The organism is Hymenobacter terrenus (assembly GCF_000972495.1).
GTDB lineage: Bacteria > Bacteroidota > Bacteroidia > Cytophagales > Hymenobacteraceae > Hymenobacter > Hymenobacter terrenus.
This window is the reverse complement of sequence record NZ_LATM01000005.1, coordinates 177,417-193,257: the sequence shown is the minus strand read 5'-3', so window position 1 is coordinate 193,257 and position 15,841 is coordinate 177,417. Positions and strand designations below refer to the sequence as shown.

Sequence of the window (15,841 nt, the reverse complement as noted above, 5' to 3'; positions counted from 1 at the left end):
GTCAGGTTGGAGGGCCAAATGGCCTAGTTACGAACACCAGCCACGCGACAATAGTTTGCCCGAATTAGGCTTCGTTCCAGCGTAGGATGCCCTTTTTGATGATGTAGAGGAAGCCCGCCAGCAAGAAGAACATAAACAGCACCATGGCAATGAAACCGTCGTTGCCCAGGGCGCGGAAGTTCACCGCCCACGGATACATAAAGATTACCTCGACGTCGAACAGCACAAACACGATGGCCGTGAGGAAATATTTCACCGAAATCGGGGTGCGGGCGTTGCCCACGGATTCGATGCCGCACTCGAAGGCTTCGTTCTTTACTTTGCTGGTGCGCTTGGGGCCCACGAGGTGGGAAACAATCATGGCGAAGGCCACAAATGCCAAGGCCAGACCGAATTGAATGAGAATGGGGAGGTAATCGGAGGGCTGGTAATTGGCAGCCGATTGAATTAATAGCATAGCGGTCAGATTAGAAAGTAGCAGCAGCCAAGAGCGCTGAAGGGCAAAGGTAGCGCCTGTGGGGTTGGGGCGCAATGTTGAAATCTTTGAAGGCGATGGTGCCTATCTTTGGTTATAAAGCAGTAACCGATGGGACAGGAAGAACAACAGCCGCGCCGCTATACAGTCGAAGAGTATTTGGCTATGGAAGAGCAAAGTGAAGTTCGTCATGAATACTTTGACGGCGAAGTGTTTGCCATGGCTGGAGCCGATGTTTCGCATAATTTAATCGGGTTAAACTTCGCCGCCTCCTTTCGTCAGGCGTTGCGCGGCAAGCCGTGCAAGGTGTTGATGGAAGGCGTGCAACTCGCCGTGCAGGAGGGCCGGCATTATACGTACCCTGATGTGATAATAACCTGCGACCCCGAAGACCAGCGAGCCAAGCGGATGTTGAAGGCGCCGGTGTTGCTCATCGAAGTGCTCTCGCCCTCCACCGCCGAGTACGACCGGGGACGGAAGTTTAATCAATACAAGCAGCTGCCATCTTTGCAACACTATTTATTGGTATCGCAGACTTCTTGGCTGGTAGAATGGTACCGCCGCGAGGCCAATAATATCTGGAGCTTCACGCCGCTGGTGGAAGCGGAAGACGCGTTGGTAATTCCCAATTTAAACATAAATCTCAGCGTTGTCGAGATTTATGAGGGCACAGATGTAGCCCCGTTGCGTATTGTCGCTGAAGAGCCAATAGTACCTTATGGTGCTCAGCGATTCTAAGGAACATATCATAACATAAAAAAGCCCTGTACTTCTGAGTACAGGGCTTTTTTATGATTCATTTTACAAGCCTTTGTCGCGGTTCAAGTCTTCGGCAGGTTCTGAGCCGAGGAAGGGGTAGCGGTAGTCGGTGACGGGGACGAAGGTTTCTTTGATAGTGCGGGGGGATACCCAGCGGAGCAGGTTGAGCTGCGAGCCGGCTTTGTCGTTGGTACCGGAGGCGCGGGCGCCGCCGAAGGGCTGCTGGCCGACCACAGCGCCGGTGGGCTTGTCGTTGATGTAGAAGTTGCCGGCGGCGTTTTGCAGGCGCTTCGAGCCTAGGTCGATGGCGTAGCGGTCTTGGGCGAAGAGCGCACCGGTGAGGGCGTAGGGCGAGGTGGTGTCGACGAGGTCCAGGGTTTCTTCGAACTTGGTTTCGTCGTAGATGTGGACGGTGAGGATGGGGCCGAAAAGCTCCTCGCACATGGTGACGTACTTGGGGTCTTTGGCGAGGATGACGGTGGGCTCGATGAAGTAGCCTTTGGATTTGTCGTAGCCGCCGCCGGCGATGATTTCTACTTCGGGGTCGGCTTTGGCTTCGTCGAGGTACTTGGCGAGGCGGTCGAAGGAGAACTCGCTGATGACGGCGTTGATGAAGTTGCTAAAGTCTTCGACGTCGCCCATTTTGAAGGAGGCGAGGTCTTCTTTAACGTAGCCGAGGATTTCCTGGGCGGTGTTGGAGGGCAGGTAGACGCGCGAGGCGGCGGAGCATTTCTGGCCCTGGTACTCGAAGGCGCCGCGGGACATGGCCACGGCGACGGCTTTGGGGTGGGCCGAGTGGTGGGCGATGATGAAGTCTTTGCCGCCGGTTTCGCCGACGATGCGGGGGTAGGATTTGTAACGATGAATGTTCTGGCCGATGGTTTTCCAGATGTTCTGGAAGACGCCGGTGGAGCCGGTGAAGTGGATGCCGGCAAAGTCGCGGTGCGAGAAAATAACGTCGCCGGCGGTGGGGCCGTCTACATACACGATGTTGATAACGCCATCGGGCACGCCGGCTTCCTTGAACAGCTCCATGAGCACCTGGGCCGAGTAGATTTGGGTGTAGGCGGGCTTCCAGACGATGACGTTGCCCATCATGGCCGCCGAAGCGGGGAGGTTGGCGGCGATGGACGTGAAGTTGAAGGGGGTGAGGGCGAAGATGAAGCCTTCGAGGGGGCGGTGCTCCAGGCGGTTCCACATGCCGGGCAGGCTCTCGGGCTGGCCCTTGTAGATTTCCTGCATGTAGTACACGTTGAAGCGGAAGAAGTCAATCAGCTCGCAGGCGGCGTCGATTTCGGCCTGGAAGGCGTTTTTGCTTTGGCCCAGCATGGTGGCGGCGTTGATGCGGGCGCGGTAGGGGCCGGCGAGGAGGTCGGCGGCTTTGAGGAAGATGGCGGCGCGATGCTCCCAGGGCAGTTCGGCCCAGGCGGGGTGGGCGGCCAGGGCGGCGTCGATGGCCTGCTGCACGTGGCTGGCCTCGCCGACGTGGAAGTTGCCGATGGTGCGCTGGTGGTCGTGGGGCGGAGCGATGCGCTCGGTTTTGCCGGTTCGTACTTCTTTGCCGCCGATGTACATCGGAATGTCCAGCTCCAGGTTGCGCAGGCTCTTGAGCTGCTGCTGCAATTCCAGCCGCTCTTTCGAGCCGGGGGCGTAGCCTTTTACGGGTTCGTTGATGGGGTAGGGGACGTTGAAAAAGCCGTTAGCCATGGGGTTTTCGGGTTGGGTTGAAGAAGGATTTGGGGTGGGACGGGGCAAAGGTAGGATGAATCGGGGCCGGGCGTTGAGCAGGACGCAAGAGGTGTTTTGCCGCAGGGCGAGGGTGTTTTGGGGCCGGGACGGGGTATTTTGCGGCTGGCGAAGGCTCTTTTGACGAAGGGTAGTTGTGTTTCGTTCGCAGGATGCGGTGTTTTGAGAGCGGGTTATGCCGTTTGAGAGACGGTCAAGGGTGTTTAAGGAGCGGCAGGGGTGTTTTGGGCACGGGAAGTACTGTTTTGGAATCCGGCAATTCGTGCGGGGACGCAACCTGCTGCGCTTGGGTTACAAGAGCTTCAGCAGCTCTCGCACCTGCCGTTCCAAGTCTTCGGGCGAGCCGGTGTTGTGGATGGTGGCGGTGAAGTGCGGGTAGTCGTCCAGGGCGGTTTCGCTGGGGTGGTCGTCGTCGCGGGTGCCGTCGCCGCGCTGGCCGAGGGGGTCGCCTTCGACGCGGAGCATGATGCCGCCGCGGGCGCGGATGGGATTTGCTTCGTTGGGGAAACGCACGTCGGGCACTAGCACGCAGGCATCGTGCGGAAGTCGGGCCAGGAAGGCTTCGACCCACACCAATGGCTCCCACGCACGCAGGGCCTGACCCACCTGTTGGAGCATTTCGCCGCGGGTGCGCTGGAAGGTGGGCACTACTTGGGCCTTGCCGGCCTGGGAGTAATAGGGGGCGACGTCCTCACCGGTGAGGGCGGCGCAGACGGCTTTGATGGAATCGCCGAAGGAGTGAATTTGCCAGATGCGCTCGGGCTGCATCTGTTGCAGGAGGCAGGCGACGGTGTCTTTGCCGCTGCCGCGGCGGCCTGATAAGCCAATGAGGTGTACCATGATGATAGAGAAAAAGAGATGAGACGTTAGACAGGAATTGGGCGCTGCCTTTTCCTGTTTACGTCTCATTTCTAAAAATATCGCTCTAAAGGAAGTTTTTCAGCTCGCTCAAGCAGCTGATTTCATGGGTTACCTGGTTGAAATGGCGCCGCTTATCAGGATTGAAATAGACTTGGTCGATGCCGGCATTGTAGGCGCCGAGTACGTCGCATTCCAGGTTATCGCCAATCATCAGGCTTTCGGCGGCGGTGGCCCCGGTGCGCGCCAGCGCGTGGGCAAACATGCGCGGGTCGGGCTTGAGGCAGCCGCTCTGCTCGGAGGTAATGATTTCCTCGAAGTAGTGGGTCAGGTTGGATGAGGCCAGCTTGATGCCTTGGATGTCGTTGAATCCGTTCGTTATCAGGTGAAGGCGGTAGTTCAGTTTCAGGTACCCCAGCACCTCGTGGGTGAAGGGGAATACCGCCGATTTCTGCGGGAGAATATGGGTAAACTCCGATGATATGCCCGCGGGAATATCGGCCTCGGATACGCCCAGCTTGGTGAGGGCCCGCACGAAACGTACGTCGCGCAGCTGCTGCTGCGTGATTTTGTTGTTCTGGTATAAGCGCCAGAGGGCGCGATTGATGTCGCTGTAGACGCGGATAAATTCTTCGGCCGTGAAAGTGCCGAAGCGGGCGAAGTTGTGCTGGTCGTAGAGTGTGTGGAGGGTCTCGGTGGCGTTTTTGTCGAAATCCCACAGGGTGTGGTCGAGGTCGAAGAAGAGGTGACGGTACGTTTTCAAAGGCAGGTATTAAGTAGTGACGAATGGTGGGCAAACACGACGCTTCGAACCGGTCATACTGAGCGTAGTTGAAGCAGCTCTACCGCTTCGTTCGGGTGAAACCTCACCCCCGGCCCTACCGGGTACGACCTCTCTCCAAAAGAGAGGGGAGCCAAACGAAGCACGCGAGATGCCTCGGCTTCGCTCGGCATGACTGGGCTATTGACGCAAACAGTTTCTTGGGCAACAGCCGAAACGCAATAGTTCTTCAGATGCTGCCGGCTAGCATCATGCTGAGTACGCCCGCCAGCATAATGCCTTTGCACCAAGCGCTGAGGTACTTGAAATGACGTCGCCGGTCGGCCCGGATAAGCAGGCGTGTCAACTGGGCCATTGGTACCAACACAAAGGCCAGCAGCCACGTGCCCAATGGCCAGTGCCCACTGACAAACAGTTGGCCGGTGGCGCCCAGGGTAAGACAGGCCAGGCAGGTGAGGAACAGGCCCGCTACCCATTTGGTACGGGCCACGCCCACCACCAGGGGCAGCGTGCGGCAGCCGTGCTGGGCATCGCCGCGCATGTCTTCCACATCCTTCACGATTTCGCGCACTACCGTGAGCAGAAACGCCGCCAGCGCATAGGGCCACACCACACTGTGGCCATCGTGGCGCTCTAGTTGCAACTGCAACTCGGGCAGCAAAACCAGGGCGGCGGTGAGGGTGGCAATGCTCACGTTGCCAACCAGCGCCACACGCTTGAACCGGGCCGAATAGCCCCACAGCAACAGGGCCGTGCCGAGCGTGACCAGCCCCAGCACCGGATGCAGCCAGCCGGCCAGCAGCACTCCCATGCCGCTCAGCAGCACGTGGGCCAGCATGGCCTTGCGCCGTTTTATCACCCGGCCAATCACCAACCGGTCGGGGCGGTTGATGGCGTCGATTTTCACGTCGTAATAGTCATTGATGATGTAGCCGGCCGCGGCCACCAGCAGCGCGGCCAGCACCAGCAGCCCAAAGCGCGGGGCCAGTAGCGACGTGCGCAGGGGCTGCTCGGGCAGCAGTAGGCCGGCGCGCACCAGAGCCATGCACAGGAGCATGATAAGCAGATTGGGCCAGCGCACCAGCGTGGGCAGGGCCGTGCGTAACCGCTCCGCCGGGGGCGGGGGCTCGGCGGCAGATTGCTTGGGTGGGAGCGAGGTCATCGGGGGCACGGCACGTATCAGGGGCAAAGGTCGGCGAAAGTGGCGGGCCGGGGTGTCGATGCCGGGCAAGAGGCAATAAAAAAGCTTCTCCGGGATGGGAGAAGCTTTTGGTGGGTTGCCCCAAAGTCGGTAGATTACCTCAGATTTTGCGCACGTTTACGGCGTTGATTCCCTTACGGCCTTCCTGCGTTTCGAACTCTACCCGGTCGTTTTGTTGCACCGTAACCCCGTTCAGGCCCGTTACGTGCACGAAGAAGTCTTCCTTCGTTTGGTCGTCGGTCACGAAGCCATAGCCTTTGGCTTCGTTGAAAAATTTAATGATGCCGGTTTTCATGCAAAAACAAAAAATGGAAAGGTGGGAAACCGCCCGGGTAAAGGCTGCGGGAATGCCTGAAATGGTGTTTTATGTTCACTTCAGGCCAGCTTACGCGGGAAGCTGGCGCGGGGTTGGCCGCCGGGCTGCGCAAGCCCAGCCGTTATTGGTTGTCGCGCCACTCGTACACCCACTTGGCCTGGATTTGCTCTAGGTGGCCTTCGGTGGCCTGCTCGCGGGTGCCGTTAAAATTGTTCAGGCTCAGCACCCATTCTATTAAATCGGTGAACCGGATGCGATAGATTTTGGCTTCGGTGAAGTCGTCGCCAAACTTTTCGTACAGGGCCATGGCAATGTCCTCGTGGTCGGCCCAGTGCATGGGTGGTTCAAAATGGGGCATCTGTTTGAATTATGAATTTTAAATTATGACTGATGAGCTGGTCGTTGAAAGATAAGTTTTGAATTATGAAGCTGCGCAGGGCGGTAATTCAGGATTCAAAACTCATAATTCTCTCTCATCAGTGGCCCAGAAAGTGCTGGGGCGGGATGGTAACATCGAGCTGCATGTTGGCTTCGACCACGCACTGGCAGGCCAGGCGCGAGTTGATGCGCGGGTTCTCGGCGCGGTCAATGAAGTCTTCTTCTTTGTCGCTGATTTCGGGCAGGTCGTCGCCCCCGGCATTAACGTAGATGTGGCAGGTGCTACAGCCGCACACCCCGCCGCAGTTGTGCTGAAGTTGGATGCCGTTGTTGAGGGCCACGTCTAGTACCGATTCGCCGGAGGCCGCCACGTGGGTTTGGGCCGGTTGGCCGTCGGCAAAACGGAAGGTGATGGTGGTGGCAGGAACAGACAAAGCGAGAAGCGAATAATTGCGAAAAAAGACAGCGTTTGAAGCCGCAAAGGTACTTGGCCCGGCTCCGGCATCAAAGCTGGGTCTGAATGCTGGCCGTGAGCCGCTCATACAGGTCCTGCCACGCCGGGTGCGCCGCCAGGGCCGCCTGATGGGCGGCCAGGGTAGGCGCGTCGCGGCGGGCGGCGGGCCCGGTTTGCACGGCGAAGGGCGGGTTGGCCAAGGCTTTATCTACGGTTTCGCGCACCAGCGGGGCCAGTAGTTCGGCGGGCAACTCGGCTTCGGCCAGGAGTGCATCAGCAATGCCCAACAGGTGATTGGTGAAATTGTTGGCAAATACGGCCGCCACGTGCAGCTTGAGGCGCTGAGCGGAGTCGAGCCGCCGCACGTGTTGACTGAGGCTGCCAGCCAAGTTCAGCAGCGTGGTTTCGGCGGCCAAGTCATTGGCTTCGATGCAGAACGGCACCGTGGGCCAATCTAGTTCGCGGCCAGGGCTGAAGGTTTGGAGCGGATAAAAAACACCACCGCGCACGGCCGGCTGGGCCTCAAAAACGGCCAGCGGCAAGGCACCAGCCAGGTGTGCTACCAAAGCTCCGGCGGGCCAAGCGGTGGTGGCCAGCAGCGGGGCCACGGCGGCATCGGGCACGGCCAGCAGGTATAGGTCGGCGGGAGGGAGGGGAGAGGCTAGGGTGGTGAGAACTTGCGCATCGGGCAACCGGGCTGCGAGGGCTGCGGCAACCGGCGCGGTGCGGCTCCAGACAAAAGCCACGTGGTGTCCCGCCGCGGCCAGCGCCGGGCCTAAGTGATTGGCTACCCGCCCGCTGCCAAGCAGGCCAATGCGCAGTGAACTGAAATCAGGGGCACTCATATCGACCAAAAGTAAGGAGCTAAGGATGGTCGGGCAGGGCTTGTGATGTTCTGGTCTGGGTTCGATAAAGACAAAAATGCCTCAATAAAGAATCGTGGTTGGCTATTTATGCTAAAAAATTAGCAACTTGTAAGCTCAAAACTATTGGATAGTCCGTGGTTACGGTCGTGCCTATCCAGTACCACATGGCTCATTTCCCTTTTTCAACTTTTTCGAACACCCCCCCCATTCAAAAATCCTGTATGAAACACACCTACAATTACCCGGGGCTATCCTCGCGTGTGCGGCAGTTAGCCGTGGCTGCGGTGCTGGCGAGCGGAGCTTCCGTTGCGCACGCACAAACGCTCAACTACCCGTTGACGAATGCGCAAAACCTGCTTAGTACTTACACTGACCTAGGCACAGCGGGTACGGTCATCACCACCGCCAACAGTGATGATGCTAACTCGGCCGAGCAGCTCATCGGGTTCAATTTCGCCTACAATGGCGCAACTATGGACCGGTTCATTCTGAATACGAACGGGTTTTTAAAGCTTGGCTCGGCGGCTGGAATGACAGCTCCCACTGTGGACTTGTACTCGCTCTATTCACAGTTTAATAGTGGCGGTGCTCTGTTGGGCACGGCGGCGGGTGATGTGAACCTGCTTGCACCTTTCAACTTTGACCTGACGGCGGGTACAAGCCCCGCTGAATACCGCGTGGCCACTACAGGCACGGCAGGTAGCCGGATATGCACCATTCAGTGGAAAAACGTAGCTGATAAGTCTCAGGCAGCAGCAGCAGGCCAGGCAGCCGTCCTGACACAGTATGCTAATAGCTCCTTCCAAGTGCGGTTGTATGAGGCCAATGGCACTGTGGAGTTTGTGTATGGCCCAACTACGCCGGCTGCCGCAGCCAACAATAACTTCAAGTATGCGCAGGTAGGGATAAAGGGCTCAGGTAATGGCACTACTCAAATCCTGCGCCTGACCAAAGGGTCGGCCAGCCCTTGGGGCGATGCGGCCGTTGCTTTTGCCTCGGGTCCGGTTGCGGCTGGTGCCTCGGGGGCGTTTAACTTCCGCCAAGCGGTACCACCAGATAACGGGCGTACTTATCGGTTCGTCCCCGCGCTGCCCAACGATGCTGGGGTCACCCAGGTATACACCGTCAACCAAATAGCGGAGCCTGGCGCAGCACCCCAAACGGTGAGTGCTATCGTCAGCAACAGTGGTACTAATGCCTTGACTAACTTGGCGGTTACGCTGAGCGTGACGGGGGCCAATACTTCTACCAACACGCAGACCGTGGCCTCGTTGGCACCGGGCGCGACGACGACGGTGACCTTCGCGGCCTACACGCCCACCAACCAAGGCACAAATACCGTCACGGTTTCGGTACCCAGCGACGATAATAATACGAACAACTCATCGGCAGAAACCCAAGTGGTGAATCCGACGACGTTCTCCTACATCTCGCCGGGCCTTGGGTCGGCCAGTGCCGTAGGATTTGCGTCGGGCTCGGAGGCTGGTTTTGGCGCTAAATTTTTTCTGAGCACTGCTCGTTCGATTACAGCCGTCCGCGCCTTTATTGCCGACGCGCCCCCTATTCCTCCCACTCAAAAGACGACGGTGGGCGAGACACTATACGCCGTGGTAGTAGACCCGGTATCCGGCGCCATCATTGGCCGTTCGCCCAATTTCGTGGTGACGGCGGCTGATGTCAACGTCATCCATACGTTCACGCTTTCTTCGCCGATAACCGTACCAGCAGGTAGTTTCATGGTGGGCATGGTGCAGATATCGCCGGCCAGTAACGGCGCGGCTGGCTTCTTCCCCATGGGCGTGCAAAACGAAACGCCGACCCGCCCAGGCACCTTCTATCAACTCTCCGTTACGGGCGGAGCACCCACCGACATTTCTACTACCGCTGGTAGGGCCAACAAGTATATGCTGGAAGCCGTGACAGCTGCCCCAGCTAATAACGACGTCGCCGTGAATGAAATCCAAGGCTACGGCTCGATAGCAGTGCCCGTGGGCAACCCTTTCAGCCTGCGGGCTGTGGTGCGCAATGCCGGGGTGGCAGCCGTGACTACTCCTACGGTGGTGACCCTTACCATCAGCGGTGCTAACACTTACACGCAAACCCAAACGCTGCCCTCGCTAGCTGTGAGCGGCACGGCTGCTGTGAACTTTACTAACATCAGCCTGCCCAACGTGGGCGCCAACACAGTGACAGTGACGCTGCCTGGCGATGACAACAACGGCAACAACTCGGTAGCCGAGACGATGGCTACCAGCCCCACCTTGTTTTCGTTTATCAAGCCGGGGGTAGCGCAGGCTAGCAGCGTAGGATTCCCCTCACAAGCGGCCGTACGGACGGTTGCTTTTACCGGTAAATTCACCGTGAACGCACCACGGGACGTGACCGCCGTACGAGCTGTAATCGGCAACGACCCCAATTTGGTAACGTCGAACAGCACCGTGTATGGCGTAATACTGAATGCCACGACCGGGGCCCTGATTGCCCGCTCGGCTGACTACGTCATTACTACGGCTGATTTGGGCCGGCTGCGCACCTTCAACCTAGCGGGTAATGTGCCAGCGGGTGACTTCCTGGTGGGCTTGGCGCAGGTGGTACCCGCTGGCACTACTACTCCTACGGTATTCCCCATGGGTTATCAGAACGAAACCCCATTGCGGACCGGCACCTTCTTCAACGTTGGTATCGCTCCTACTTTTGCTCCTTCGGATATTGCGGCGAGCGGCAGTAACGTGCGTTACATGCTGGAAGTAGAAACAGCTACCCCCGCTACCTGCCTCGTGCCCACAAGCTTTGCCGTAACAACCAGCACGACTACCTCAGTGTCGTTCTCGTTCACGGGCGTGACCGGGGCTATCGGCTATCAGATTGTGTATGGTCCGCAGGGCTTTACGCCGGGCGCCACTAGCAGCACCTCGCCTACCTTCACCGGCACAAGCTACACGCTGACCGGCCTGACGGGCGCCACTACGTATGATTTCTACATCCGTACCATTTGCAGCGCTACCGACCAAAGCGCCCTGGCTGGGCCGGTACGTAGCACTACGGCTTGCGTGGCGCCCACTATTACCGCATTCCCTTACACGCAGAACTTCGACGTAGTAGCCCCAGGCCAGACGTTGCCCTGCGGCGTTACTGTGGCCGATTTGAACAGCGACGGCTTCACGTGGCAGCCACGCGGCTCGGTGAGCACTGTTCCCAATTCGACCAGCATCGCGCAGTCGGGTCCTAACGCCATGGTGTATGTGTTTAATAGCGCTGACCCCACGGTTACTGCCAACGATTGGTTCTTTACCCCAGCTCTGAGCTTGAACAGCACCCAGCGCTACCGCCTGTCATTCTCCTATCGTGGACCTGTTGCCACGGGTGGCAATACTTACACTAACGCGTTGGAAGTAAAATACGGCACGGCTACTACGCCAGCTGGCCAGACCACTACGTTGTTCACCAATAATGCTATTGCCAATTCGGCTTATGCGTTGGCAAACAATGCCAGCACGCCGGCTGTGCTCGACATCACCCCCAGCGCCACGGGCACGTTCTACGTGGGTTTCCACGCCATCAGCGCCGGCGACCAAGGCTTCCTGGCCGTGGACGACGTGACGATTAGCGCTGGTCCGCTGGCTACTTCGGAGGCGCTGAAGCGTGCCGTGAGCGTGTTCCCGAACCCGTCGGTTTCCGGCGTATTCAACTTGGAGATTCGCGGCGCTAATGCCAAGCAGGCGTTGAGCGTAGAAGTGACCAATACGCTGGGTCAGCGCGTATACGTGGGCACCGCCAAGGATAACTTCCGGAGCGAGGTGAACCTGTCGTCGCTCGCTTCGGGCATCTACAGCCTGAAAGTGCGCAACGGTGAAGAGTACACCATGCAGCAGATTTCGATAGTGAAGTAGGCTTCGGCTATTACTTCCTTTTCGGCAAAAAGGCCGCCCAACCGGGCGGCCTTTTTTGTTGGGGCAGTAGCTGGCAACAAGTCGTCCGGAAGCTCCGGCAAGTCAACCGGAAGGCGCGGCAAGTCGACCGAAAGGTCCGGCAAGCCATCCAGAAGCTCCGGCAAGCTGTCGGGAAGGTCCGGCAAGCTGTCGGGAAGGTCCGGCAAGCCATCCGGAAGGTCTGGCAAGTCAACCGGAAGCTGCGGCAAGTCGACCAGAAGGTCTGGCAAGGTGTTCAATACTGTTGGCAAGGCCGGACGAGCCGGGCAAGCCTTCGGCTGCGGATGATGAGCAATACAAAAGGCCGCTCCATTGCTGGGGCGGCCTTTTGTGGGGGGATGTAACGTAATGGTAGGCTGGTTACCCCACCGGCTGGGGCCTTGCCGTTCGGCTGCTGGCCTCGGCTGGCGTTTCTGCTTCGAGCGCGGCTTCGGCCACTACGGCGCCTTTGCCGCCGCGCTGCCGCAAGCTCAGGCCGAAGCCGAGGGCCATGAGCAGGGTGCCACTCCAGAGGAGGTTGATGAAGGGCTTGTCCATGGCTTTGAGGATGACGTAGTCCTTTTGGGTGGTGCTCACGGCAAAAGTAAATTTGCCTGCCACCGGGTCGATACTGTTGAGGCTGACGCGCACGCCGAGGTCCTCTACTTCGTCGGGCACGCGGCCCACCATGCGGTTGCGGACCACAAATACCGGGTGGCAATGGTACTGGCGCTTTTCACCGTACACAATCATATCGGCCTGCAGGGCAAGGTCGCCTTTCTGCAAGTTGAGGCCAGCGGTTTCGTGGGCCGGCTCGATGGCCCGGAATACGGCGAAATAGTCGTTTAGGTAGATGGTGTCGCCCACGCTCAGAACGTGCTCCTTAGCCTCGCTCCACGGCTTTTCCTTGCGCGGGTCGAGCACCGAGCTAATGTGGGTATAGATGTCGTGACCCCAGAATTTCTTGATGGCAGGAGATGCCAGCAGGCCACCCATCTCCTCATTCACCTGCGCCCTCGGGTAGAGCGTGAACTGCTCGCCGGACTTCCGGTCTTTGTAATTGATGCGGTAATAGGTGTTTTCGGGCAGGATGTCGACTGTATCACCCGTCTTATAATAAGTTTTGCCGCCGCTGATGATGGGGGCACGGGCCAGGGCCTTGTAGTCGTCATCGGTGCGGAAGAGGTACTGCTTATCGACGTAGCCGGGCACGCCGGGCACATCGAAGTACTGGCCGGTGTAGGTAAGTTCGTAGCCTTGCATGGGCGTGGTCTCGTTGCGCCACAGCAGCACATTGTCGCGGTTCAGGTCCTCGTCGAAGTCCCGCGAATAGAGCAGGCCCGAGACGTTGCGCGAAATGATGTTGGAATAACCCGCCGAAGCCAGAATGCCCAGTAGCATCAGGGCGATGCCGAGGTGAGCCACCGCGCCGCCCGAGAGGCGAATGCCGCGCCGCAGCAGGTTGAAGATGGTGCTGAAGTTGGCCAGCACCCCAAACAGGCCCGCCAAGGTCAGCACCACGTAGGCCGGCGAAATAGTGAGGCCGTTGTAGCGCACCAGCAGCACCACCAAGGCTGTGCCCAGCAGTGTGAGCAGCGTAGGCGCGGTCAGGGAGTTAACGAGCGTATCCTTGTTGTTGCGCTGCCACCACATGATTTGGGCCAGGCCAGAGAGCAGGGCCACAAACACGCCCATCCAGAGCTGTAGCTTGGAGTAGTGGGCAATCTGGTCGGCGGGCAGGGCCAAGTTGGTTTTGATGCCCAACAGGCCCATGAAGGAATTATAAACTGGAATGCTAGTGGTGAACAGCACCTGGAAAGCGCCCAGGCACAGCACCGTAGCCCCCACGAATACCCATAGCTCGGGGTTGTAGGCGGTCAGCTCTTTCTCGGAGATGGGAATTTCTTTCCAGCGCCATACCAGCAGCGCGATGGCCAGCACGGTGAAGGCGCCCAGGTAAATCAGCAGCTGGCCCGAGAGGCCCAAATCGGTGAATGAGTGCACGGAGGCATTGCCGAGCACGCCGCTCCGGGTGAGGAAAGTAGCGTACAAAATCAACACAAACGTGGCTACCACCAGGGCAAACGCGGTGCGCAGGCCGGTACGGCGCTTCTGCCACAGCACCAGGCCGTGCAGCGAAGCCACCAGCACGAGCCACGGAATGTATACGGCGTTTTCCACGGGGTCCCAGTTCCAATAACCGCCGAAGTTCAGCGTCTCGTAGGCCCAGTAGGCGCCCATCATCACGCCCACGCCCAGCACGCCGCCGCCAATGAGCGTCCAGGGCAACGCCGGCTTAACCCAGGCGGTGAGCTCCTTTTTCCAGAGCGCGGCAATAGCGAAGGCAAACGGCACCAGCGTGAGCGCAAAGCCCAGGAACAGCGTGGGCGGGTGAATTACCATCCAGTAGTTCTGTAGCAGGGCGTTGAGGCCGGTGCCGTCCTTGGGCACGAAGTTGGGATTCAGCTTGAATACCGGCAGATCGGTGAGGAAATCACGCAGCAGGATGAAAGGCGACGAACCCACCTTCACCCCCCCGAGCACCACGCCCAGAATCATGCTCACCAGAAACAGCTGCACGCCGCTGAATATGGCCATCACCGGCGCTTCCCACTGGCGGTTGAAGCGCATGATGCAGAAACCCAGCACTACATGCCAGAAAATCCAGAGTAGGAAGCTGCCTTCCTGGCCTTCCCAAAAGCAGGAAATCATGTACTCCACCGGCAGGTGGTTCGAGCTGTGGCTCCAGGCGTAGTAGTACTCGTAGCGGTGGGCGTGGATGATGTTGAACAAGCAGAATATCACCGATAGCACTGCCGCTCCGTGCACGAAAAAGGCCCCGCGCGCGATGCGCAGCCAGCTGGCGTCATTGTCGCCGAGCGCCCGGCCTTGCGTGGCCTGGAAGTAGCTGTAGGCTGCCACCAGCGCTGCCGCGAAGGCAATGATGACGCTCAGATGGCCGATGTTTCCTATTAGTAAGTTCATAAGCAGAGAATATCGGGCAAATTTACCGCAGCGCCGCTTGGGGCGGCAGAGCTAACAACAGCTTATCGGTGAAAAAGTGACCTCGTGGCGGATGACAAGTGATTTCGACAGCAATCTTTTCGATGCCGGCCTCCTGCCATTTGCGGACGGGCACTTCTGCCTGCCGCCGATTGGCGGGTTGATTGACGAGTTGGCGGGCCAGCAGTACCCGCCCGCTGGCCGGGTTGGTGATGACGACTGACAGCCGGGCATTGCCCGGGTATTTGCGCAGTGGTAGTTCCAGCACGGTGCGGTCGGCGGTGCCGGGCAGGGTGGCGGCCGGGCCATAGGCGTACCACCACTGGCGCAGGCGAACCGGGGCCGGGCCAGCATCGGCCTTGGTCGTGACCACCTGATAGTCGTAAGTGCCCGGTTCGGGGAGAGTATCGGTCACGGTATAATTCATTTCAGGTTGCCCGTAGGTGTCGCGCCGCACCGGCACCAAGCGTATTTCGGTGCTGCGATATTGGTGAACCTCGCGGCGCATGACCCGGCAGGCGGGGGCCATGGCCAGCGAGTCGGGTATCGTCCAGCTAAGCTCTACGGTGTGGCTGGCCGTTGGCAGCACCCGCGTAGGGCTGGGTGGAAAGTAGCTAACGGGCATGCCCACCGCACGCCGGCTCACCTGCAGCGAGAACTGGCAAAAGTCTTTCAGATAGCCGTCCACATCCAGCAAGTAGGGCTTGCCGGCCTGCAACGAGTCCAGCGTTACAAATACGTCGTCTTGCGTGCCGAGTGAGGTGCAGCTTAGCACCCGATAGGTGGCGGGCTGGCAGGGCTTGCCCGTGAGCACCACGAGCTGCACGCCGCGGACGTCACGGCATTTCTGCCCGCCGATGTTGATAAAATAGCGGCCCGAAGCGGCAGGGGTGAATTCAAACCATTGGTCGTTGTGGTATTCAATACACTTGCCGGTGAGGCGCTCATCCACGCAGCTGCGCTGCACGGTGCAGCCGGTGGTAGTGGAGGTAATGGTTTCCTCAGTCCGCAGTAACCGCCGGTTTTCGATGTCGTCGTTGGTCACCTGAGCCGAAGCAACGGCTGGAATGAGGAAAAGGAGCAAAGCGCCGAACAG

General features: G+C 59.0%; 14 protein-coding genes. 2 read left to right on the top strand and 12 right to left on the bottom strand.

Features of this window, described 5'->3' with window-relative positions; translation table 11 throughout:
* Positions 1–64 precede the first annotated feature (64 nt).
* Positions 65–457: an NADH-quinone oxidoreductase subunit A gene (locus WX88_RS10100; RefSeq protein WP_046244291.1), complete on the bottom strand. Its 393-nt coding sequence runs from the start codon at positions 455–457 to the stop codon at positions 65–67.
* Positions 458–586: 129 nt separating this feature from the next.
* Between WX88_RS10100 and WX88_RS10095 the strand changes: the two genes are divergently transcribed.
* Entirely contained in the window at positions 587–1,213 is a 627-nt protein-coding gene (locus WX88_RS10095) for a Uma2 family endonuclease (RefSeq protein ID WP_046244220.1), read from the top strand.
* Positions 1,214–1,276: 63 nt separating this feature from the next.
* Here WX88_RS10095 and pruA read toward each other — a convergent pair whose 3' ends face one another.
* From pruA to WX88_RS10055, 8 genes are all read right to left on the bottom strand, one after another.
* On the bottom strand, positions 1,277–2,941 hold the full coding sequence (gene pruA, locus WX88_RS10090; protein ID WP_046244219.1) for an L-glutamate gamma-semialdehyde dehydrogenase: 1,665 nt from the start codon (positions 2,939–2,941) through the stop codon (positions 1,277–1,279).
* A gap of 330 nt (positions 2,942–3,271) precedes the next feature.
* Positions 3,272–3,820 carry a nucleoside/nucleotide kinase family protein gene (locus tag WX88_RS27440; protein WP_052732552.1) on the bottom strand — a complete coding sequence of 183 codons (549 nt, stop codon included), beginning with the start codon at positions 3,818–3,820 and terminating at the stop codon, positions 3,272–3,274.
* A gap of 85 nt (positions 3,821–3,905) precedes the next feature.
* The gene (locus WX88_RS10080) at positions 3,906–4,601 is read right to left on the bottom strand and encodes a YjjG family noncanonical pyrimidine nucleotidase (protein ID WP_046244218.1); all 696 of its coding nucleotides are present in this window, start codon (positions 4,599–4,601) and stop codon (positions 3,906–3,908) included.
* 247 nt (positions 4,602–4,848) lie between these two features.
* A complete protein-coding gene (locus tag WX88_RS10075; RefSeq protein WP_156176049.1) occupies positions 4,849–5,850 on the bottom strand; it encodes a geranylgeranylglycerol-phosphate geranylgeranyltransferase in 1,002 nt (333 codons plus the stop codon).
* Between the two features lie 70 nt (positions 5,851–5,920).
* Complete coding sequence (locus WX88_RS10070) at positions 5,921–6,115, bottom strand: cold-shock protein (protein ID WP_046244217.1); 195 nt, start codon at positions 6,113–6,115, stop codon at positions 5,921–5,923.
* 142 nt (positions 6,116–6,257) lie between these two features.
* Entirely contained in the window at positions 6,258–6,494 is a 237-nt protein-coding gene (gene iscX, locus WX88_RS10065; protein WP_046244216.1) for a Fe-S cluster assembly protein IscX, read from the bottom strand.
* A 118-nt stretch (positions 6,495–6,612) separates the two neighbouring features.
* Positions 6,613–6,948: a 2Fe-2S iron-sulfur cluster-binding protein gene (locus WX88_RS10060; RefSeq protein ID WP_231590669.1), complete on the bottom strand. Its 336-nt coding sequence runs from the start codon at positions 6,946–6,948 to the stop codon at positions 6,613–6,615.
* Between the two features lie 70 nt (positions 6,949–7,018).
* Positions 7,019–7,813, bottom strand: coding sequence for a Rossmann-like and DUF2520 domain-containing protein (locus WX88_RS10055; protein WP_046244215.1), 795 nt, complete (start codon positions 7,811–7,813; stop codon positions 7,019–7,021).
* A 242-nt stretch (positions 7,814–8,055) separates the two neighbouring features.
* On the opposite strand from WX88_RS10055, the gene WX88_RS10050 reads away from it, so the two are divergent.
* Positions 8,056–11,724: a T9SS-dependent choice-of-anchor J family protein gene (locus WX88_RS10050; protein ID WP_046244214.1), complete on the top strand. Its 3,669-nt coding sequence runs from the start codon at positions 8,056–8,058 to the stop codon at positions 11,722–11,724.
* On the opposite strand, the gene WX88_RS28710 is transcribed toward WX88_RS10050, so the two are convergent.
* The 3 genes from WX88_RS28710 to WX88_RS10040 all read right to left on the bottom strand — a co-directional run bounded on the left by WX88_RS28710 (position 11,661) and on the right by WX88_RS10040 (position 15,829).
* Entirely contained in the window at positions 11,661–11,993 is a 333-nt protein-coding gene (locus WX88_RS28710) for a hypothetical protein (RefSeq protein ID WP_197076736.1), read from the bottom strand. The genes WX88_RS10050 and WX88_RS28710 overlap by 64 nt on opposite strands.
* 130 nt (positions 11,994–12,123) lie before the next feature.
* Positions 12,124–14,727: a cytochrome c biogenesis protein CcsA gene (ccsA, locus tag WX88_RS10045; protein ID WP_082115954.1), complete on the bottom strand. Its 2,604-nt coding sequence runs from the start codon at positions 14,725–14,727 to the stop codon at positions 12,124–12,126.
* A gap of 22 nt (positions 14,728–14,749) precedes the next feature.
* Entirely contained in the window at positions 14,750–15,829 is a 1,080-nt protein-coding gene (locus WX88_RS10040; protein WP_046244213.1) for a hypothetical protein, read from the bottom strand.
* Between the last annotated feature and the right edge of the window lie 12 nt (positions 15,830–15,841).

Bases quoted from the DNA above. Each gene is read 5' to 3' on its own strand.
- WX88_RS10100 (WP_046244291.1), bottom strand. From the start codon at position 457: ATGCTATTAATTCAATCGGCTGCCAATTACCAGCCCTCCGATTACCTC.
- WX88_RS10095 (WP_046244220.1), top strand. From the start codon at position 587: ATGGGACAGGAAGAACAACAGCCGCGCCGCTATACAGTCGAAGAGTAT.
- pruA (WP_046244219.1), bottom strand. From the start codon at position 2,941: ATGGCTAACGGCTTTTTCAACGTCCCCTACCCCATCAACGAACCCGTA.
- WX88_RS27440 (WP_052732552.1), bottom strand. From the start codon at position 3,820: ATGGTACACCTCATTGGCTTATCAGGCCGCCGCGGCAGCGGCAAAGAC.
- WX88_RS10070 (WP_046244217.1), bottom strand. From the start codon at position 6,115: ATGAAAACCGGCATCATTAAATTTTTCAACGAAGCCAAAGGCTATGGC.
- iscX (WP_046244216.1), bottom strand. From the start codon at position 6,494: ATGCCCCATTTTGAACCACCCATGCACTGGGCCGACCACGAGGACATT.
- WX88_RS10055 (WP_046244215.1), bottom strand. From the start codon at position 7,813: ATGAGTGCCCCTGATTTCAGTTCACTGCGCATTGGCCTGCTTGGCAGC.
- WX88_RS10050 (WP_046244214.1), top strand. From the start codon at position 8,056: ATGAAACACACCTACAATTACCCGGGGCTATCCTCGCGTGTGCGGCAG.
- ccsA (WP_082115954.1), bottom strand. From the start codon at position 14,727: ATGAACTTACTAATAGGAAACATCGGCCATCTGAGCGTCATCATTGCC.